We start from the raw sequence: 20136 nt of genomic DNA, 5'->3' as shown, positions 1-20136 counted from the left end.
GCCGTCGGTGCGGTCAGGGCGCCGGCTTCCTCGCATTCATCTGCGCCGACAGCTCCGCATCGAGCTTGTGCATCTGGGCGCGCACCAGCGTCACGTTGACATGCGGCTTGTCGAGCACAGCATGCAGCACCAAGCCCGGGTGCTCGGGCACCGGCCGCAGCACGAGGTGGTGCTGGCCGAGCGTGATCATCGCGTCGGGCACGGCATGGCCGAGGCCGAGGTTGCGGCTGCCGGCCATCATCGCGTTCAGCATGCCGCCGCCCTGGCGGGCGAGCTCGTCGCCCCCGGGCCGGGAGCCGGCATGCGCCAGCGCGCGGCCGCTCGACAGCTCGAACACGCAGCAGCTCACCATGCCGGCGACTTCGCCCAGGTGGTGAACGTATTGCTCGAGCGGCGAGGTGGGCGCAGCGGCAGCGCCCACCACCGGCATGGGAGTGACCGTCGGCGCGGCCGGTACCGCGGGCGTGCGGGCTGCCGCCCCCACCGGCGGTGCGGGGCTCAGGCGCGCCAGCGTGGCGCCGCCCCCGCCCGGGTGCAAGCGGTCCTGCAGCCGGTTCCAGGTGGCGCCGAGAAAGGCCCAGGCCTCGGCCGGGCGGGTGACCTGCGGCGTGGTGCGCACCTCCACGCCGGTACCGATGCCGAGTTCGGCCGCATGGGTGGAGATCATGCTGCTCGCATGCAGCGGCAGCACGAGCATGTTGCGGTTGGGCCAATGGCCGGCCAGCATGGCATCGCGCAGCGGCTTCAGGCTCGCATCGAGCGCATGTGCCGGCAGGTCGCCCACCATCAGCACCGCGAGCAGGCTGTGGCCGAGCAGCATGCGGGCCATGGCCTGGCGTGCCTGGGTGTCGGCATCCACCTCTGTGGAGTACAGCCGCACGCTGCGGCCGTTGCCCGCCGGGCAGTCGACGAATTCGAGGGTGGCGAGGGTGGTGCCGTAGCCCTGGCGGCGGATCACCAGCTTCTGCGGCTTGCGGCCGGCTGCGGCGGCAATGCCGGCCAGCAGCTTGCGCGACGTGGAAGTGCCGACGTCGTGCACCGCGATGTATTGCGGCACCAGGTGGTCGAACTGCTGCTCCAGCGCCTCGGCCGGGTCGCACGAGACGAACAGCTCTCGCGTGTCGTTGCCGATGGCGCGGCCGATGTCGCGCTCGCGTTCGGTTTGGAGGTAGTCCTGCTCGTCCTGCAGGATCTGCGTCGCCACCGCGGTCTCGGCGCGAGTCGCCTGCCACTCTTCACGGGCCTGCGGCTGCGATGGATTGGAGCTCGGCCATGCCGAACGCTCGAAGGGCAGTGCTGCCATGGTCGATTCCTTAGGACTGCTGGTGAATCGGGCTGCCGTGAGGCCAAGGGGAGAGGGGAAGCTGGCCGACAAAGTGTAAGTTGATGTTTCTATTTGTGCCCGGGGGTGACGTGCATGATTTCACGTGGGCCTGCGTTGTCACCATCCCCCGTTAGTACGAAGGCAACACCTGTGCCCCGTGAACCGGGGGGCTTGTCGGCCCGGCTTGTGAAATAAGTCCGATCGATAGAATCGCCCCGGCCTTTTTGCCCCGCGAGCCCCACCGAGCCCGAGCGACCACCATGTCCGATGCGATTTCTCCAACCACCGCTCCTCCCGTGGTCATCGTCGGGGCGGGGCTCGCCGGGCTGACCGTCGCCTTGCACCTGGCAGACCGGCATCCTGTGGTGGTGCTTGCCAAGCGCAACCTCGAAGAGGCCGCCACCGCCTGGGCCCAGGGCGGCATCGTCGGTGTGCTGGGCAGCGACGACAGCATCGAGTCCCATGTGCGCGACACGCAGGACGCCGGCGCGGGCCTGGTCGACCAGAACACCGCCCGCTTCATTGCAGAGAACAGTGCCGCGGCCGTGGAATGGCTGGTGGCGCGCGGCGTGCCGTTTTCGAGCGACCCCGAGGGCCCGCTCGGCCTGCACCTCACCCGTGAGGGCGGCCATGCCGTGCGGCGCATCGCCCATGCGGCCGACGCCACCGGCAAGGCCATCCACGAGGTGCTCCTCCAGGAGGTGAAGCGCCACCCGAACATCACGCTGCGCGAGCGCTGGATGGCGGTGGACCTGATCACCTCACGCCACCTGAAACGCGAGGAGTCGTCGCGCTGCTACGGCGTCTATGCGCTCGACATCGACCGGCAGCGCGTCGAGACGCTGCCGGCGGCTGCCGTGGTGCTGGCCACCGGCGGGGCCGGCAAGGTGTACCGCTACACCACCAACCCCGAAACCGCGACCGGCGACGGCATTGCGATGGCGTGGCGGGCAGGCTGCCGGGTCGGCAACATGGAGTTCATCCAGTTCCATCCGACCTGTCTCTACCACCCGCAGGAGCGCAGCTTCCTCATCACCGAGGCCTTGCGGGGCGAGGGCGGGCAGCTGAAGCTGCCGATCGGAGACAACGGCGGCGTGCGCTTCATGCACAGCCACGACGAGCGAGGCGAACTGGCTCCGCGCGACATCGTGGCTCGCGCCATCGACTTCGAGATGAAGAAGCACGGCGTCGACCATGTCTGGCTCGACGCCACGCACCTGGGCGAAACCTTCCTGAAGGAACACTTCCCCACCATCTACGCGCGCTGCCTGTCGCTGGGCATCGACATCTCGAAGCAGCCGATTCCCGTGGTGCCGGCCGCGCACTACACCTGCGGCGGCGTGGTTACCGACCTCGACGGCCGCACCGACCTTCCGGGCCTCTATGCGGTGGGCGAAACCACCTACACCGGCCTGCACGGCGCCAACCGCCTGGCCAGCAACTCGCTGCTCGAATGCGTGGTGCTCGGCCGCACCTGCGCCCACCATGTGCTGGCGAACCGCAACGGGCCGGGGCCGGCGCTGCCGGCGTGGGACGAAAGCCAGGTCGAGAACGCCGACGAGCAGGTGGTGATCTCCCACAACTGGGACGAACTGCGCCTGCTGATGTGGAACTACGTGGGCATCGTGCGCACCACCAAGCGCCTCGAGCGGGCGCGTCACCGCATCAAGCTGCTGCGCAACGAGATCGACGACTACTACGCGAACTTCCGAGTCAACCGCGACCTGCTGGAGCTGCGCAACCTGGTCGACTGCGCCGAGCTGATCGTCCGCTCGGCCCTCATGCGCCAGGAAAGCCGCGGGCTGCACTTCAGCCGCGACTTCCCCTACACGCTGCCGGTGAGCTTCCCGACCGTGCTGGTGCGCTCGGCCCGCAGTGACGTCAACGGCAGGAAGGACAAGAAGGCCAAGGCCCTGGGCCTGAGCGGCTGAGGGCTGCGCGGCCCGGGGTCACCGGGCTTATCGCCGCGCGCGCATGGCGCTGCGCGCCTGCACGAACTCGAACGCGTGCTGCACCGCGTCGTAGATGGCGCGCTCGTTCTCCAGGCGTTCCTTGTCGGTCATGTAGAAGGCCAGGTCCACCGGGTGGCGGATGTAGCGTACCGGCAGGCGATTGAGCGCCACGCAGGCCACGTCGGCCAGCAGTTCCTGGCTCAGATGCCGGTAGTTCGGCATGGCCGCCATGACGGCATCGAGCACGGGCTGCTCGAAGAAGTTGTGAATGGATTCGAAGCTGTCGCTCATGGCGTTCGGTCCGGACCTGAGGTAAACCCTCTATCGGCGCGCCCGCCGGCGGCTTGAGGCGCTTCTACAGGCGTTCGAGCACTCGCATGGAATAGTCCACAGCCTTCACGTCCTTGGTGAGGCGGCCGATGGAGATGCGGTCCACGCCGGTGGCGGCAATGTCGCGCAGCTGCTCGATCGCCACGCCGCCCGACACCTCGAGCAAGGCACGCCCGGCGGTGAGCGCCACCGCCTCGCGCATCAGCGGGTAGGTGAAGTTGTCGAGCAGCACGCTGGTGGCTCCCGCGGCCAGGGCTTCGCGCAACTGGTCGAGCGTCTCGACCTCGATCTGGATGTCCACGCCGGCATTGAGCGCCTGGGCGGCCTGCAGCACCTGCGTCACGCCGCCGGCGGCGGCGATGTGGTTTTCCTTGATGAGGATGCCGTGGTAGAGCGCCAGGCGCTGGTTCTGGCCGCCGCCCACGCGCACCGCGTACTTCTGTGCGAGGCGCAGGCCCGGGATGGTCTTGCGGGTGTCGAGGATGGCGCAGCCTCGCGGGTTGGTCGAGGCGCCGGCCACGGCCTCGACATGGCGGCGCGTCACCGTGGCGGTGCCCGACAGCAGCTGCAGGAAGTTGAGCGCCGGCCGCTCGGCTGCCAGCAGCGCACGCGCCGCGCCTTCGACGTGGCAGACCAGCGTGTCGGCCTTCATCCAGTCGCCTTCGCCGTAGTGCCATTCGATGCGGGCCTGGCGGTCGAGCATCTGCACGCAGTCCTCGAACCATTCGCGCCCGCAGAGCACGGCCTCTTCGCGGACCAGCACCCGCGCACGGACCCGCTCGCCCTCGGGCACCAGCAGGCCGGTCCAATCGCGCCGGCCAAGGTCTTCGAACAGCGCCTCGTTCACATTGCGGGCGCGGGCCTCATCGAGTGTTTCGTCGTGATCAAACATTTCTTGGGTCGTGACTTTCACTGCTCACCAGTCACTGGTCACTGGTCACTGGTCACTATTGGTCACGCGGCGCCGACGTTGGGGACGAAGCCTTGCGCGGGTTTGGCGATGCTGGTGGGGTTCTTTGCCACGAAGTCGAGCATGCGGTCGATGCAGCCGAGTGCCTGGCTGCGCGTGGGCTCGGGAACGTGGATCTCGCCGGTGCCGCGTTCCAGGCAGTCGACCACGCCCTGCAGCGCGTTCATCGCCATCCACGGGCAGTGCGCGCAGCTCTTGCAGGTGGCGCTGTTGCCCGCGGTGGGCGCTTCGATCAGCGTCTTGTTCGGCGCGAGCTGGCGCATGCGGTGCAGGATGCCGTTGTCGGTGGCCACGATGAAGCTTTCGGCATCCATCTTGAGCACGGCATTGAGCAGCTGGGAGGTCGAGCCCACCACGTCGGCCTGGTCGACCACGCTCTTGGGAGACTCGGGGTGCACCAGCACCTTGGCACCCGGGTGCTGCTTCTTCAGCAGGTCGAGCTCGATGCCCTTGAACTCGTCGTGCACGATGCAGGCGCCGTTCCACATGAGCATGTCGGCGCCGGTCTGCTCCTGGATGTAGCGACCCAGGTGCCGGTCGGGCGCCCAGAGGATCTTCTCGCCCTGGTCTTTCAGGTGCTTCACGATGGCCAGCGCGCAGGAGCTGGTGACCATCCAGTCGGCACGCGCCTTCACGGCGGCGCTGGTGTTGGCGTACACCACGACCTTGCGGTCGGGGTGGGCGTCGCAGAAGGCGGCGAATTCGTCGGGCGGGCAGCCGAGGTCGAGCGAACAGGTGGCGTCGAGGTCGGGCATCAGCACCCGCTTGTGAGGCGACAGGATCTTGGCGCTTTCGCCCATGAAGCGGACCCCGGCCACCACCAGGGTCCGGCTTTCGTGGTCGCGGCCGAAGCGCGCCATCTCCAGCGAGTCGGCCACGCAGCCGCCGGTTTCCAGCGCCAGGTCCTGCAGGTCGCCATCCACGTAGTAGTGGGCCACCAGCACCGCGTTGTGCTGCTTCAGCAGCGCGGCGGCCCGCGCCTTCCATTCGCGGCGGCCTTCAGGGGTGAGGGGCTCGGGCACCTTGGCCCAGGCGTGTGCGGTGCAGGAGGCGCCTTGCGCGTCCTGCCGGGTGTAGTCGAACAGTACTGCTTCGCTCATGACAGACGTCCATCGTGGGGCTCTTCGGCCCGCGGAAAACGGATGGTAGCCGAGCGATGCCGCCCTCACGGCGGTGCAGGGTTGCGTTCAGGCCAGCGACTGCTGCGCCTCCATGATGCGAAAGCGCGCCATGGCCAGGTTGCTGCGCAGCTTGTCGAGCAGGGCCAGCACGAAGTACTCGTTGTGTGCCGTGACCGAGCGCATCACGTGGTAGCGATTGCCGGCCGTGACCAGCACCTCGTCGACGTGTTCGCCGGCATGGTGGTGGCCGAAGTGGCGCAGCGAGCGGCGGTGCGCCCGCATCACCTCGCTGGCGGCAGCCGCCGCGAGCTCGAGGTCGGGCTGCGAGCCTTCGCAGGCGATCAGGTGGCCGGTGGTACCGTTGACCACCGCGCAGCCCAGCATGCCTTCCATCTGCATGAGCGCTGGCAGCACCACCGCGGCGCGGGCCGGATCGAGGGCGCGCGGCGCGGCCTGCACTTCGATGACCTGCGGCTGGGGCAGCGGCGTGCCGGCCGCCGTGTCGGCGGTTTCGTCATCGCGGGCAAGGTCGGCCACCTTGATCGGGAAGTCGCCGCCGGCCATCGGCGAGGCGTGCGCCATCGAGGCGTTCCAGGCGGGTGCAGTCTTCACCCGGTCCCAGTGGGCGAGCAAAGCGTTCCACACGGCCGAAGAGCTGGTGAGGGGCTCGCTGACGACCTGCACCTGCAGCCGCCGCGGCCAGTTCACCGCATTGATCTTGTTGGCGATCCAGACCGCGCCCACCGGCAGCATGAACAGCAGGGTGGGGCAGCGCCACGAAGGCGACTGGGCGGCCACCTGGAGCATCGACAGCATCGTGTCGATGGAGGCGGGGTGCAGCGGGCCGACGATCACCGCCGTGAGGTGGCTGCGTTCCATCAGCGCGAACGGCACCGCCGCGCTGTCGCGGCCTTCGGCCCGCACGTCGGCGTAGTAGATCTTCAGCGTGTCCTCGAGGCGCCGGGGCAGGGTGGTGCGCTCGATCATCGCCAGCGTGGCGAGGGTGGCCTGGTCGCGCAGGTGCAGCCGCTCGATGGGCCGGCCGCTCGCGTCCGACAGGGCCTTCACCACGCTGCCGGCCCACATGCGGGCCGGGTCGTAGAGGGTGATCATGCGCGCCGCGGTGTCGAGCTCGGGGCGCTGCGACGCGAAGTGGTCGCGCATGGCCTGGGCCGGCGAGCCGGTGACGAACAGGTCCTGCAGGTGCCGATCGACGATCTGCCCGCGGTCGTTGACCTCCGCGGCGGTGCTTTCGAGGATGGCTGTGGCGGCGAAGTCGCCGCTGCGTTGCGGGTCGTGATCCTGGCTGACGGCGCCGAGCTCACCGAACAAGGACTTCAGCATGCTTGTCTCCCGTTGGCGGCCGCAGCCTCCCCGACCACGCCCGCCCGATGCCCGGCCAGTGTAGGCAGCGCGGTTGGCGCCCGCATCCCTATTCGTGGGGGGCTGAGCGACCGGTAGGGACAAGTGGACAGGCGGCAGCGAAGCGGCCAGAAGCTCGCTATTCGCGCGTCGTGCTTTGCACCGACGCGAAGAAGCGGCTGGGCGGCATGCCGACCGAGCGGCGCACCATGGCGGTGAAGGCGCTGGCACTGGCGTAGCCGAGCTCGGAGGCGATCAGGCTCATCGGCCGCTTGCGGGCTGCGAGCGCCACCGCCTTGGCCAGCACGACCTGCTGGCGCCATTGGGCGAAGCTGGTGTTGAGCTGATGGCGGAACAGCCTCGCCACGGTGCGGGGGCTGGCGCCGCTGTCGCGCGCCCACGCCTCGAGGGTGGCATGGCGCGCCGGGTTCTCCAGCACCGCTTCGCACAGCGTGCGCAGGCGCTTGTCGGCGGGCAGGTCCACGCCCAGGCGCACCGGCTTGGCGCGGCGCAGTTCGTCGAGCACGAGGTCCGCCAGCCTGCGTTCGCGCCGCCGCTGTTCAGCCGACAACCTGAGCCCCGGGCCGTCGGGTCTTGTGTCCATCTGCAACGCAAGTGCGCGCAGCAGGTCCGACACCTCCAGCACCCGGCATTGGCGCCACGCGGCTTCGTCCGTGCGCGCGACCTGCGGGCCGCAGCGGCCGCGCGGCTGGTGGATGTAGAGCGTGTGCAGCTCGGTGGCCTCGACCACCGTTACCGCGTGTTCCACGCCGGGCGGCACCCACAACGCGCGCGACGGCGGCACGATGAAGGTGCCGTGCTCGACGGTGAGCCGGGCCACACCGGTGCTGGAGAACGCGATCTGTCCCCACGGGTGGCTGTGCGGCACCACGTGCACGTCGGTGCGCAGCGGCACGAGCTTGGCGCGCACCGGCCGGGCCGCCGTGGGGACGTACAGGTGCGGCGTGACGGGGCCCACACCGGACCGGGCGCGACGCGCAGGCTTGGCCGCGGAGGAGCTGGAAGCGGAGGCGTTGGCGCGGCTTGGCATGTTCTCGACAGAAATTGGCTTCCTATCGTAATCGTGCCGAGGGGCCTCCACCTAACATCCTCCCCATGACGACTGCAACCGTATCCGCTGCCCCCACGGTGCCCCTGCGCCAGGATGCCGGCACCATCGCGCTGGTGGGCCTGGCCCACAGCATCAGCCACTTCAGCCAGCTGTTGCTGGCGCCGCTGTTCCCCTGGCTCAAGGACGCCTTCGCGGTGAGCTATGCCGAACTCGGGCTGCTGATGTCGGTGTTCTTCGTCGTGTCGTGCGCGGTGCAGGCGCTGTCGGGCTTCGTCGTCGACCAGCGCGGCCCTCTGCCGGTGCTGGTGGGCGGCCTCGGGCTCATCGCGCTGGCCGCCTTCGGCTTCTCGATCAGCCAGCAGTACTGGCACCTCGTGGTCTTCTCGATGGTGGCCGGCGTGGGCAACGGCGTGTTCCATCCGGTGGACTACACGCTCATCAACCACAAGATCAGCAAGCCGCGCCTGGGGCATGCCTACAGCGTGCACGGCGTGACCGGCAGCCTCGGGTGGGCGGTGGCACCGGTGCTGCTGGTGCCGGTGACGATCGCCTATTCATGGCGCGTGGCGATGCTGTGCGCCGCCGGTCTCGCATTGCTCGTGCTGGCCGTCGTGTGGCTGAACCGGCGGCACCTGCAGCTGCCTTCGTCTTCGCCGGCCGCCGGGGCTGCCAGCCCTGCCGCCCACGCACAGGGCGGCAGCTTCGACTTCCTCTCCATCCCCGCGGTCTGGATGTGCTTCGCTTTCTTCCTGTTCTTCGCGATGTCGCTGTCGGGCGTGCAGAGCTTCGCGCCGGAGGCGGCGCGGCTGCTGCACGGCGTGAGCAAGGACCTGGCGGCGATGTGCCTGACCATCTACATGGTGTGCAGCGCCGGCGGGATGCTGGCGGGGGGCTTCCTGGCCAGCGACCCGGCGCGCTGCGAGCGCATCGTGGGCATCGGCTTCGGCGTGGCCGCCAGCGTGGCGCTCACCATGGGCCTGGCGGACGTGCCGGGCGCGATGGTGCCGGTGCTCTTCGGTGCGATGGGCTTCTTCGCCGGCCTGGCCGGCCCGTCGCGCGACCTGCTGGTCAAGCGCTCCACGCCCGACAACGCGACCGGCCGGGTCTACGGCGTCGTGTACTCGGGGCTCGACATCGGCCAGGCCGTCGCGCCGCTGGCCTACGGGCTGCTCATGGACCACGGCCTGCCGGGCGCGGTGTGGGTGGGCATCGCCATGGTGCAGGCGGTGCTGATCGTGAGCGCGTTCAACGTGCGGCGGGTGCGCCGCACCGCGCTGGTGTCGGCGCCGGCCTGAACCTTCCCGGTCACACCGCGCTGCGGTGCCGCTCGATGCAGGTCTTGAGCACCTCGTCGCCGCCGCGCTGCCACCAGTTCGCGGCCGAGAAGATCTCCACCTCGCTGTAGCCGGCGTAGCCCTGGGCCTCGACCCAGCCGCGGATGCGCGGGATGTCGATCACGCCGTCGCCCATCATCCCGCGGTCGAGCAGCAGGTCGCGGGTGGGCGCGAGCCAGTCGCACACATGGAAGGCCAGCAGCCGCTCGCGCCCGGCGCGTTCGATCTGCGCCTGGAGCTTCGGGTCCCACCACAGGTGGTACACGTCCACCGCCACCCCCAGCGCCCCTGAACGGCCCGGGTCGAGCGCGTCGCACACGTCGAGGGCCTGCTCCAGCGTGTTGATGCAGGCGCGGTCGGCCGCATACATGGGATGCAGCGGCTCGAGGGCCAGCGGCATGCGGCGCTCGCGCGCCTGCTCGAGCAGCTGCGCGATGCCGTCTTGCACCTGCCGGCGGGCACCGGCGATGTCCTTGTGCAGGGCCTGCCCGTTCAGCGCGCCGGGCAGGCCGCCCACCACCAGCACCAGGCAGGGGGCGCCCAGTTCGCAGGCCTCGTCCAGCGCCCGGAGGTTGCCGTCGCGCGCGTCATCGGAGGTGAACATGCCGCCGCGGCAATAGCCCGAGAGTTCGAGCCCATGGCTGCGCAGCGCGCGCGAGGTGGCTTGCAGCCCGGCCGCCGCCACCTGGTCGCGCCATGGCGAAACCGCGCGGATGCCTTGCCGTGCGCAGGCGTCCAGGATCTGGAGCAGCGGCCACTCCTGGCCGTGCTGCTGCCGCACGGTGGCGGTGTTGATCGACAGCCAGCGATGGTCCTTCGAGAAGTCGCGCATGCCGCCTCAAGCCTCCACGCCATGCACAGCGAGCAGCGTCCTCATGCGCGCGACGGCCAGCTCGGGCGCCTCGAGCAGGTTGGCCGCATCGGCCAGGCGGAACAGCTCGCACAGGTGCTGCAGCGAGCGGGTGCTCTGCTGGCCACCCACCATGGTGAAGTGCCGCTGGTGCCCGTTGAGCCAGGCCATGAAGACCACGCCGGTCTTGTAGAAGCGGGTGGGCGCCTGGAAGATGTGGCGCGACAGCGGCACGGTGGGCCCCAGAATGGCGTGGAATCTCTCGGTGCGGCCCTGCGCCAGCTCGCCCAGCGCGGCGCTCGCCGCCGGCGCGATCGCATCGAAGATGCCCAGCAGCGCGTCGCTGCGGCCGTGCGTCGGCTCGCTGCCGTGGCCGTCGCCGGCAATCAGCTCCGCATAGTTGAAGTCGTCGCCGGTGTACATGCGCACGCCCGGCGGCAGGCGCCTGCGCATGGCGATCTCCTTGTCCTTGTCGAGCAGCGAGATCTTGATGCCGTCGACCTTGCCCTGATGCGCGGCGATGATGCCCAGCGCCGTGTCCATGGCGGCTTCGACGTCCGTGCTGCCCCAGTAGCCCGCCAGCGCCGGGTCGAACATGTCGCCCAGCCAGTGCAGGATGACCGGCCGCTGCGCCTGGCTCAGGAGGCGGTCGTACACCCGCTCGTAGTCGGCGGGACCTCGCGCCACGCGCGCCAGTGCGCGGCTGGCCATCAGGATGAGCCGGCCGCCGAGCTTCTCGATGGCCGCCATCTGCTCCTCGTAGGCGCGCACCACGTCGTCGACGCTTTTGGCGGCCTCGGGTGCCAGGTGGTCGGTGCCGCAGCCGCTGGCGATCAAGGCGCCCGGCACGTCCTTCGCGGCGTCGAGCGAGCGTCGGATGAGCTCCAGCGACGTCGGCCAGTCCAGCCCCATGCCGCGCTGCGCGGTGTCCATCGCCTCGGCCACGCCCAGGCCGAGCGACCAGAGCCGGCGCCGGCAGGCGATGGTGGCGTCCCAGTCGACGGCGCATTGCAGCCACGGGTCGACGGAGGCCAGCGGGTCGGCCACCACGTGCGCGGCCGAGTAGGCGATGCGGTTGAATGCGAGGCCCGGCGCCGGCCGGGCGGGCGGCTGGCCGCGCAGCGTGTAGTGCTCCAGCGTGCGGGCCGCCGTGGGAAGGGTGATCGCGAGTGCCTGTGCCATCGTCGGCCGCCTCAGACCTCGAGCGCCGGCACGTCGACCCAGCGGCGCTGCTTCCAGGAGTCGAGCGCGGCCTCCACCAGCTGCACGCCCTTGGCGCCTTCGGGCAGCGTCCACTTGTACGGCGCGTCCTCCACCACATGGCGGATGAAGTGCTCCCATTGGATCTTGAAGCCGTTGTCGTAGACCATCGTGTCGGGGATCTCCTGCCACTGGTCGAAGAAGTTCATCGCCTGCTTTTCGTCCGGGTTCCACACCGGCCGCGGCGTGGCCACGCGCGACTGCGCCCGGCAGCTGGACAGGCCGGCCACCGCCGAGCCGTCGGTGCCGTCCACATGGAAGGTGACGAGGTCGTCGCGCCGCACGCGGGTGGCCCAGCTCATGTTGAGCTGCGCGATCACCGGCTCGCCGCCGTGGCCCTTGAGTTCGCAGGTGGCATAGGCCGCATCGTCGGCGGTGGCCGCATAGGCCTGGCCGTTTTCGTCCCAGCGCCGGGGGATGTGGGTGGCGCCGATGCACGACACCGACTGCACCTCGCCGAACAGGTTGTCGAGCACGTAGCGCCAGTGGCACATCATGTCGAGGATCATCCCGCCGCCGTCTTCCTTGCGGTAGTTCCACGACGGGCGCTGGATCGGCTGCAGGTCGCCTTCGAACACCCAGTAGCCGAACTCGATGCGCACCGCCAGCATGCGACCGAAGAAGCCGGCGCGCCGCAGCATGTCGAGCTTGCGCAGCCCGGGCAGGAACAGCTTGTCCTGCACCGCGCCGTGGCGGATGCCGGCGCCTTGCGCCAGACGCGCGATCTCGACCGCCTCGTTCAGGTTGGTGGCGATCGGCTTCTCGCAGTAGACGTGCTTGCCGGCACGGATGGCCTTCGCCAGCAGCTGCGGCCGCATCTGGGTGGTGCCGGCGTCGAAGAACAGCGTGTCGGCCGGGTTGGCCAATGCGGCGTCGAGGTCGGTGCCCCAGCGTTCGATGCCGTGGGCGCGGGCCAACGTCTGGATCTTCTCGGCATTGCGGCCGACGAGGATGGGGTCGGGCATCACGCGGTCGCCGTTGGCAAGCGTCACGCCGCCTTGCCTGCGGATGGCGACGATGGAGCGGATGAGGTGCTGGTTCATGCCCATGCGTCCGGTGACGCCGTGCATGATGAGTCCGAGTCGTTGGGTGGCCATGGTGGCAATGGTGTGGGCTTCGGGTGTGATGGGGTGGCGCGTCACTGGGCCGGTGAGAGGCCGGCTGCCTTCACCAGCCTGGCGTTGGATTCGATCTCGGCCCGGATGTAGGCATCGAACTGCTCCGGCCGCAGGGTCCACGCATCGGCGCCGAGCTTGGCGAAACGTTCCTTGACCTCGGGCGAGGCCAGCGCCTTCACCACTTCGTCGTGCAGGCGGTTCACGATCTCGCGTGGCGTCTTGGCCGGGGCCATCATGCCGATCCAGAAGTTGAACTCGGAGCCGGGCACGCCGGCTTCGGCGGTGGTGGGCACGTCGGGCAGGGCGCTGGCGCGCTTGGGCGAGCCCACCGCGAGGGCGAGCAGCTGGCCTTCCCTGATCTGGCCGATCACCGGCGCAATGGGCGAGAAGTAGTAGTCGACCCGGCCGGAGAGAACCTCGGTCACCGCCTCGGCAGACCCCTTGAACGGGATGTTGGTGGCGGTGATGCCGGCGGCCATCTTGAACTTCTCGGCATTGAGGTGCGTGGCGCTGCCCTGGCCGGCGGAAGCGAAGTTGAGGCCGCTCGGCTGGCTCTTGGCCAGGGCCAGCAGGTCCTTCACCGACTTCACGTTCTTCGCCGGCGAGATGACCAGCACGTTGGGCGTGGTCGAGATGGGCGTCACGCCGGCGAAGTCGGCCACGGTGTCGAAGGGCAGCTTCGCGAAGGTGGACGGGCTCACCGTGTGCGACGACGAGTGGATCATGATCGTGTAGCCGTCGGGCGCTGCGGCGGCCACTGCCGCCTGGCCGATGGTGCCGCTGGCGCCGGCGCGGTTGTCCACCACCAGCTGCTGGCCCATGCTGGCCGAGAGCTTGTCGGTGATGGCGCGGGCAATGATGTCCGTCGTGCTGCCGGCCGCAAACGGCACGATCACGCGGATGTGCTTGCTGGGGTAGCCGTTGGCTTGCGCGAAAGCGCTCGTGGCGGTGAGCGCTGAAAGGCAGGCGAGAGAAGCCAGGGCAAGGGCGCGATGCAGGGCCATGGTGGGTGTCTCCTCGGTTGCGTGTCGTGGCACTGTTTAATTCACCGATTGGTGAATTGATTCTAGGCAGCAGCGCAAACGAGCGTCAACCCGCGCGAGCCCGTCGTGGGCTGCGCGTTATCCCTAGGAAACGAAAGAGGATGTGACTCGAACGGGCGCGTGCGCTCAGTCGCGCAGCAGGTAGCCCAGGATCACGTCGGTGATGTGCGACAGGCGCTCGTTGCGCGCCTTGGGCGTCATGAGGTTGCGGCCGAACACGGCCGACAGCGTGTGCTTGTTCGAGAGGTAGAAGTACGCCAGCCCGGCGATCGAGATGTACAGCTGCACCGGGTCGACGCCGCCGCGGAACGTGCCTTCCAGGCGGCCGCGCTCGAGGATCTCGCCCAGCGTCTGGATCAGCGGCGAGTTCATCTCGCGCACCCGTTGCGAGCGCTCCAGGTGCGTGGCGCGGTGGAGGTTCTCGCTGTTGAGCAGCGTCAGGAACTCAGGATGCTCGAGGTAGTAGTTCCAGGTGAACTCGGTGAGCTTGCGCACCGCGTCGGCCGGCGGCAGGTCGGTGAGGTGCAGCTGTCGCTCCGCCTCGCGGATGTGCAGGTAGGCGTCTTCCAGCACTGCGAGGAAGAGGTCTTCCTTGTTGCCGAAGTAGTAGTAGATGAGCCGCTTGTTCACGCCCGCGCGCTCGGCGATGCGATCGACCCGAGCGCCGCCCAGGCCGTATGCCGCGAACTCCTCGCCCGCGGCCGCCAGGATGGCCTGCTGCGAGCGGTCTGCGTCGCGCAGGCGGGGCGCGTCAGCGGCAACGGAGGGGTTCTTGCTCATGGTCGAATGTTAACTGGATGGTGAATTGCGGGGGCCGAGCCGGGCACCGGGGCCCGCATCATCGCAAGGATCGCCGCTTGATAATGGCCGCCACCTTCCAGCACGGGACCCAAAACGATGACTGCACGCCTGGCCGGCCATGCACTGGTGGAATGCCTGATCGAACAAGGAGTCGACACCGCCTTCGGCGTGCCGGGCGAGAGTTTCCTCGCCGTGCTCGACGGCTTTCACGAACACCGCGACCGCATCCGCTTCATTGCCTGCCGGCAGGAAGGCGGTGCGGCCTTCATGGCCGAGGCCCAGGGCAAGCTCACCGGCCGGCCCGGCATCTGTTTCGTCACCCGCGGGCCGGGGGCCACCAACGCCAGCATCGGCCTGCACACCGCCTTCCAGGACAGCACGCCGATGGTGCTGTTCATCGGCCAGGTGGCCAGCGACCAGCGCGACCGCGAAGCCTTCCAGGAAGTGGACTACCGGCAGATGTTCGGCCCCGGCACGCTGGGCTTCGCCAAGTGGGTGGCCGAGGTGCACGACCCGCACCGCCTGCCCGAATACGTGTCGCGGGCCTTCCACACGGCGATGCAGGGCCGCCCCGGCCCGGTGGTGCTGGTGCTGCCCGAGGACATGCTGACGCAGTCCACCGGTGCGGCGGTACTGCCCCGCGCGGAGCCGGCGCAGGCCTGGCCCGCACCGGGCGCCTTGCGCGACCTGCGCGCCATGCTCATGGCGGCGCAGCGCCCGTTCGTGATCGCCGGCGGCAGCGGCTGGACGGCCGAAAGCGCGCTGGCGCTGCAGCGCTTCGCCGAGAACTGGCAGCTGCCGGTGGGCAATGCCTTCCGCTTCCAGGACACCTTCGACAACCGGCACCCGCTGTATGCCGGCGATGTGGGCATCGGCATCAACCCCAAGCTCGCCGCCCGCATCAAGGAGGCCGACCTGGTGATCGCGGTCGGACCGCGCCTGGGCGAGATGACCACCAGCGGCTACACGCTGCTGGAGCCGCCGCGGCCGCGGCAGAAGCTGGTGCACGTGCATGCCGGCCCCGAGGAGCTGGGCCGGGTGTACGCCGCCGACCTGATGCTGCAGTCGAGCATGGCCAACGCCGGCAAGGCGCTGGAGACCCTGACGGCGCCGCCGCAGGTGCCGTGGGTGCAGTGGTCGGCCGCGGCCCATGCCGACTACGAGGCCAACCTCGTGCCGGCGCCGGTGGCACCGCTCGACATGGCCGAGGTGGTGAAGGTGATGAGCCGTCTGGCCCCTGATGCCATCTACACCAACGGCGCCGGCAACTACAGCGGCTGGCTGCATCGCTTCCACCGGTACCCGGGCCTGCAGCACCACGGGCGCACCCAGCTGGCGCCCACCAGCGGCGCCATGGGCTACGGCGTGCCGGCCGCGGTGGCGGCCAGCCTGCTGTACCCGCAGCGCACGGCGATCAACATTGCCGGCGACGGCGACTTCCTCATGACCGGGCAGGAACTCGCCACCGCCACCGGCTATGGCGCGGGCCGCCTGATCAGCCTGGTGGTCGACAACGGCACCTACGGCACCATCCGTATGCACCAGGAGCGCGAATACCCCGGCCGGGTGAGCGGCAGCGACCTGTTCAACCCCGACTTCGCCGCACTGGCCCGCGCCTATGGCTGGCGCGCCGACACGCTGGCCCGCACCGAGCAGTTCGAGCCGGCCTTCCTGGCAGCGCTCGACAGCGGCAGGCCCACGCTGCTGCACCTGAAGCTCGATGCCGACGTGAGCACGAGCCGCACCACGCTGGCGGCCATCCGGGAGGCTGCGGCCAAGCGCCTGGGCCGATGAAGCCGATGCCTCCCGCAGCACCGCGCGGATAATCCGCGCCCATGTCCGCCAAGATCCTGTTCGGCTTCCACGCCGTCACCGTGCGCCTGAAAACGGCGCCTCAATCCATCGTCGAGCTGCACCTCGACGCCGAGCGCCGCGACCAGCGCATGCGCCAGTTCGTCGAGCGCGCCAAGGAGGCCGGCGTGCGCCTCATCGAGAGCGACAACGAGCGCCTGCACAAGCTCTGCGGCACCCACCGCCACCAGGGCGTGGTGGCCAAGGTGCTGCCGGTGCCGCAGGCCAGGTCGCTCGACGACCTGCTCGACGCGGTGGAAGGCCCGCCGCTGCTGCTGGTGCTCGACGGCGTGACCGACCCGCACAACCTGGGCGCCTGCCTGCGCGTGGCCGACGGTGCCGGGGCCCATGCGGTGATCGCGCCGAAGGACCATGCGGTGGGCATCAACGCCACCGTCGCCAAGGTGGCCAGCGGCGCGGCCGAGACGGTGCCGTACTTCATGGTCACCAACCTGGCCCGCACCCTCAACGAGCTGAAGGAACGCAACATCTGGATCGTGGGCACCTCGGACGACGCGCCCGGCACGCTCTACCAGGCCGACCTGAAGGGCCCCGCTGCGCTGGTGCTGGGGGCTGAAGGCGCCGGCATGCGCCAGCTCACCCGCAAGACCTGCGATGCGCTGGTAAGCCTGCCGATGCTGGGGGCGGTGGAAAGCCTCAACGTGTCGGTCGCCAGCGGCATCTGCCTGTACGAAGCCGTGCGGCAGCGGCAGGCCGCCTGATGCGATGAGCAGGGCGCGATGAGCCAGACCGAGCAGCAGGCGCGCGACTGGCTCGCGCAGGCCCGGTCGATCTGCGTGCTCACCGGCGCCGGCATGTCGGCCGAAAGCGGCATCCCGACCTTCCGCGACGCACTCACCGGCCTGTGGTCGCGCTTCGATCCGATGCAGCTGGCCTGCGAAGACGGTTTCCGCGCCGACCCGCAGCTCGTGTGGGACTGGTACGCGAGCCGCCGCGAGGGCGTGCGCGCCGCCCAGCCCAATGCGGGGCACCTGGCGCTGGCCGAGTTCCAGCGGCGCCATCCGGGCCGGCTTGCCATCGTCACCCAGAACGTCGACGACCTGCACCAGCGCGCCGGCAGCGAAGGCGTGATCCGCCTGCACGGCGACATCCTCGAGGACCGCTGGTTCGGGCCGTGCCGCCGCCACGTCGCGCGAGCCGGAAACGTCTGCGACCCGGCCTGGGCCGAGCCGGGCAGCCCGCCGCGCTGCGGCGAGTGCGGCAACCTCGTGCGCCCGGGTGTCGTGTGGTTCGGCGAGATGCTGCCGGTCGCGGCGCTCGAGGCCGCCGAGCGGGCCGCGCGCGGCTGCGATCTCATGCTGGTGGTGGGCACGTCCGGTGCGGTCTACCCCGCGGCCGGCCTCGCACACACCGCCCGGCGCGCGGGGGCCCGCGTGGTGGTGCTCAACCCGCAGGCCAGTGAACTCGACGACGTGGCGCACGCCTGCCTGCGAGGCACGGCCGCGGTGCAGCTGCCGAAGTTGCTCCAGGCGCCGCCGCTACACTGACCCCGCTTCAAAACGCACGCTTCCCGAGAGGCAACACCATGCCCGTCATCGACGTCCGGCACCCACTCGTCAAACACAAGGTCGGCCTGCTGCGCGAGGCCGACATCTCCACCAAGAAGTTCCGCGAGCTCACCTCCGAAGTGGCGCGGCTGCTGGCCTACGAGGCCACCGCCGACTTCCCGCTCGAGCGGGTGGAGGTCGAGTGCTGGAGCGGCCCGACGCCGGTGGACCGTATCAAGGGCAAGAAGGTCACCGTGGTGCCCATCCTGCGCGCCGGGCTGGGCATGCTCGACGGCGTGCTCGACATGATTCCGAGCGCCAAGGTCAGCGTGGTGGGCCTCTCGCGCGACCATGAAACCCTGCAGCCGGTGCATTACTTCGAGAACTTCGTCGGCCACCTCGACGAACGCACCGCGCTCATCGTCGACCCGATGCTGGCCACCGCCGGCTCGATGATCGCGACCGTGGACCTGCTCAAGCGCAAGGGCTGCACCGACATCCGCGCGCTGGTGCTGGTGGCCGCGCCCGAGGGCGTGAAGGCGCTGAACGACGCCCACCCCGACGTGCGCTGCTGGACGGCCGCCATCGACAGCCACCTCAACGAGCAGGGCTACATCATCCCGGGGCTGGGCGATGCCGGCGACAAGATCTTCGGCACCAAGTGAGCCGACCGCAAGAATACGGAGGGAGATTGCAGATGAAAAGACTGATCGTGCCGGCCGCGGCCTTGCTGCTGCTGGCGGCCTGCACCCAGGAACGCCAGAACCAGATCAGGCGCGACATCCAGAACTGGACCGGCACCAACGGCGTGCTCGAGGTGTACGCCGGCGACAAGGTGGTCAAGCGCTTCCTGAAGGTCGACAAGCTCAGCACCGCGCTGGGCACCGACGACAGCCTGCCGCGGGCCTACCGCTTCGGCTACGGCGTGCTCGACGAGAACCTGAACGGGCAGGTGGACTCAGGCGAGAAGCGGGTGTACTTCGAGATCGGCGACTACAGCCACTACGTGTTCTTCGAGAACCCGCACTGAACTCGATTCACGGCAACGATCGTCTGCTCACCGATCGTCTGCTGACCCACAGGCTGGTCGCCAGCGCGGCCGCCAGCCATGCCAGCCCGACCCAGGGCAGCGGCGCATAGCCGGCGTGCGCCACCAGCCAGCCGCCGCCGGCCGCGCCCGCGGCCTGGCCGAAGTAGATGGCCGAGGTGTTGAGCGCCATCAGTGCCGGCGCCAGCGCCGGGGCCGCCATGCCCAGGCGCGCCTGCTGGGCCGAGTTGCTGGCGAAGCAGCCCAGGCCCCAGGGCACCAGCACCGCCGCCATGGCCCAAACGGTGGTGCCCAGCGGCCACAGCACCAGCGTCGCGGCGATGCACAGGATGGTCGCGGCCACCGCGCGTCCCGCGCCCACCCGGTCGATCGTGTGCGACAGCAGCAGGTTGCCCAGCAGCCCGAAGACGCCGAAGAACGCGAACAGGCCGCTCACCTCGTTCGGGCTGGCATTCAGCGCCTGCCGGAAATAGGGCGCCACGTAGGAAAAGAGGGTGAACTGCCCCGCGCCGGCGAGCGCGGTGACCGCCACCATGGCCATCAGCACCGGGTGGGTGAGCGCCTCGCGCCAGGCCTTCCAGGACAGCGCGGCCGGCTTCACGCCCGAGGGCATGGCGGCCCACACCCATGCCGCACCCAGCAGCGCCAGCACCGCCACTGCGTGGAAGCTCCAGCGCCAGCCGAAGGATTCGCCGATCCAGGCGGCCAGCGGCAGGCCGGCCACCGAGGCGATGGACCAGCCGAGGAAGATGAAGGTGATGCCGCGGCCCCGATGCTCCGGCGGCGACATGAACCCCACCGCGGCAGCGGCCTGCGGGGTGAACACCGCCGCCGCCAGCACGGTGACGGCCCGCACCGGCCACAGCGCCGCATAGCTGGGCATCAGGGCGCTCAGCACATGGCCCGCGGCATACCAGAGCAGGGCGGCCGCAAGCAGCCTGCGACGGTCCCAGCCGGCCACCAGGCTGGCCAGCAGCGGCGCGCAGAAGCACATCACCGCCGCCGCAATGCTGATGAGCTGGCCGGCCAGCGCCACCGACACCTGCAGCGATTGCGCCATGTCGTTGAGCGTGCCTGCCACCGACATGACGCCGCTGCCGATGACGAAGTTGCCGAACAGCAGCGACCACAGCGCAGCCCGCGGCGCGGGACGTGTCGGTACTGCCGCTGCGTCAGGCAGGACGCCGGCCAT

Annotated in this window: 19 protein-coding genes; 7 read left to right on the top strand and 12 right to left on the bottom strand. The window is 69.8% G+C overall.

The genetic code is table 11. The features are described from left to right. Positions 1 to 13 precede the first annotated feature (13 nt). Positions 14 to 1303: a hypothetical protein gene (locus E8D38_RS07665; RefSeq protein ID WP_140627540.1), complete on the bottom strand. Its 1290-nt coding sequence runs from the start codon at positions 1301 to 1303 to the stop codon at positions 14 to 16. Between the two features lie 281 nt (positions 1304 to 1584). Here E8D38_RS07665 and nadB point away from each other — a divergent pair, with 281 nt between their 5' ends. Next, positions 1585 to 3255 carry an L-aspartate oxidase gene (gene nadB / locus E8D38_RS07660; RefSeq protein WP_140627537.1) on the top strand — a complete coding sequence of 557 codons (1671 nt, stop codon included), beginning with the start codon at positions 1585 to 1587 and terminating at the stop codon, positions 3253 to 3255. Between the two features lie 27 nt (positions 3256 to 3282). Here the strand turns inward: nadB and E8D38_RS07655 are convergent, their stop codons facing one another. From E8D38_RS07655 to E8D38_RS07635, 5 genes are all read right to left on the bottom strand, one after another. Next, a complete protein-coding gene (locus E8D38_RS07655; protein WP_140627535.1) occupies positions 3283 to 3567 on the bottom strand; it encodes a late competence development ComFB family protein in 285 nt (94 codons plus the stop codon). A gap of 64 nt (positions 3568 to 3631) precedes the next feature. Next, positions 3632 to 4498, bottom strand: coding sequence for a carboxylating nicotinate-nucleotide diphosphorylase (gene nadC, locus E8D38_RS07650; protein ID WP_140627533.1), 867 nt, complete (start codon positions 4496 to 4498; stop codon positions 3632 to 3634). A 62-nt stretch (positions 4499 to 4560) separates the two neighbouring features. Beyond that, positions 4561 to 5676 (bottom strand): quinolinate synthase NadA, encoded by a 1116-nt coding sequence (gene nadA / locus E8D38_RS07645; protein ID WP_140627531.1) that lies wholly within the window; start codon positions 5674 to 5676, stop codon positions 4561 to 4563. 87 nt (positions 5677 to 5763) lie between these two features. Further along, positions 5764 to 7041 carry a hypothetical protein gene (locus tag E8D38_RS07640; protein ID WP_140627529.1) on the bottom strand — a complete coding sequence of 426 codons (1278 nt, stop codon included), beginning with the start codon at positions 7039 to 7041 and terminating at the stop codon, positions 5764 to 5766. A gap of 157 nt (positions 7042 to 7198) precedes the next feature. Then, entirely contained in the window at positions 7199 to 8110 is a 912-nt protein-coding gene (locus tag E8D38_RS07635; protein WP_140627526.1) for an AraC family transcriptional regulator, read from the bottom strand. A 65-nt stretch (positions 8111 to 8175) separates the two neighbouring features. Here E8D38_RS07635 and E8D38_RS07630 point away from each other — a divergent pair, with 65 nt between their 5' ends. Further along, positions 8176 to 9426 carry an MFS transporter gene (locus E8D38_RS07630; RefSeq protein WP_140627524.1) on the top strand — a complete coding sequence of 417 codons (1251 nt, stop codon included), beginning with the start codon at positions 8176 to 8178 and terminating at the stop codon, positions 9424 to 9426. A 10-nt stretch (positions 9427 to 9436) separates the two neighbouring features. On the opposite strand, the gene E8D38_RS07625 is transcribed toward E8D38_RS07630, so the two are convergent. The 5 genes from E8D38_RS07625 to E8D38_RS07605 form a co-directional block, all read right to left on the bottom strand. After that, positions 9437 to 10297, bottom strand: coding sequence for a sugar phosphate isomerase/epimerase family protein (locus E8D38_RS07625; protein WP_140627522.1), 861 nt, complete (start codon positions 10295 to 10297; stop codon positions 9437 to 9439). Positions 10298 to 10303: 6 nt separating this feature from the next. Beyond that, positions 10304 to 11497 (bottom strand): dihydrodipicolinate synthase family protein, encoded by a 1194-nt coding sequence (locus E8D38_RS07620; RefSeq protein WP_140627520.1) that lies wholly within the window; start codon positions 11495 to 11497, stop codon positions 10304 to 10306. A gap of 11 nt (positions 11498 to 11508) precedes the next feature. Further along, positions 11509 to 12672, bottom strand: a complete 1164-nt coding sequence (locus E8D38_RS07615; RefSeq protein ID WP_140627518.1) for a Gfo/Idh/MocA family protein — start codon at positions 12670 to 12672, stop codon at positions 11509 to 11511. A 41-nt stretch (positions 12673 to 12713) separates the two neighbouring features. Next, positions 12714 to 13697: a tripartite tricarboxylate transporter substrate binding protein gene (locus tag E8D38_RS07610; protein WP_140627516.1), complete on the bottom strand. Its 984-nt coding sequence runs from the start codon at positions 13695 to 13697 to the stop codon at positions 12714 to 12716. A 165-nt stretch (positions 13698 to 13862) separates the two neighbouring features. Next, a complete protein-coding gene (locus E8D38_RS07605) occupies positions 13863 to 14516 on the bottom strand; it encodes a TetR/AcrR family transcriptional regulator (protein WP_140627514.1) in 654 nt (217 codons plus the stop codon). Between the two features lie 117 nt (positions 14517 to 14633). Between E8D38_RS07605 and E8D38_RS07600 the strand changes: the two genes are divergently transcribed. The 5 genes from E8D38_RS07600 to E8D38_RS07580 are packed head-to-tail and all read left to right on the top strand — an operon-like array spanning position 14634 to position 18926. Continuing rightward, complete coding sequence (locus tag E8D38_RS07600) at positions 14634 to 16331, top strand: thiamine pyrophosphate-binding protein (RefSeq protein ID WP_140627512.1); 1698 nt, start codon at positions 14634 to 14636, stop codon at positions 16329 to 16331. A 41-nt stretch (positions 16332 to 16372) separates the two neighbouring features. Beyond that, a complete protein-coding gene (gene rlmB / locus E8D38_RS07595) occupies positions 16373 to 17110 on the top strand; it encodes a 23S rRNA (guanosine(2251)-2'-O)-methyltransferase RlmB (RefSeq protein ID WP_140627510.1) in 738 nt (245 codons plus the stop codon). A gap of 18 nt (positions 17111 to 17128) precedes the next feature. Continuing rightward, entirely contained in the window at positions 17129 to 17896 is a 768-nt protein-coding gene (locus E8D38_RS07590; RefSeq protein ID WP_140627508.1) for an SIR2 family NAD-dependent protein deacylase, read from the top strand. A 38-nt stretch (positions 17897 to 17934) separates the two neighbouring features. Continuing rightward, complete coding sequence (upp, locus tag E8D38_RS07585) at positions 17935 to 18561, top strand: uracil phosphoribosyltransferase (protein WP_140627505.1); 627 nt, start codon at positions 17935 to 17937, stop codon at positions 18559 to 18561. A 32-nt stretch (positions 18562 to 18593) separates the two neighbouring features. Beyond that, positions 18594 to 18926, top strand: a complete 333-nt coding sequence (locus tag E8D38_RS07580; RefSeq protein ID WP_140627503.1) for a hypothetical protein — start codon at positions 18594 to 18596, stop codon at positions 18924 to 18926. A 7-nt stretch (positions 18927 to 18933) separates the two neighbouring features. On the opposite strand, the gene E8D38_RS07575 is transcribed toward E8D38_RS07580, so the two are convergent. Then, positions 18934 to 20136, bottom strand: a complete 1203-nt coding sequence (locus E8D38_RS07575; RefSeq protein WP_140627500.1) for an MFS transporter — start codon at positions 20134 to 20136, stop codon at positions 18934 to 18936.

It is taken from the genome of Methylibium rhizosphaerae, assembly GCF_006386545.1.
Classification (GTDB): Bacteria; Pseudomonadota; Gammaproteobacteria; order Burkholderiales; family Burkholderiaceae_C; genus Pseudorivibacter; species Pseudorivibacter rhizosphaerae.
The sequence above is the reverse complement of the archived record's forward strand: the minus strand, read 5'-3'. Positions and strand labels throughout refer to the sequence as shown.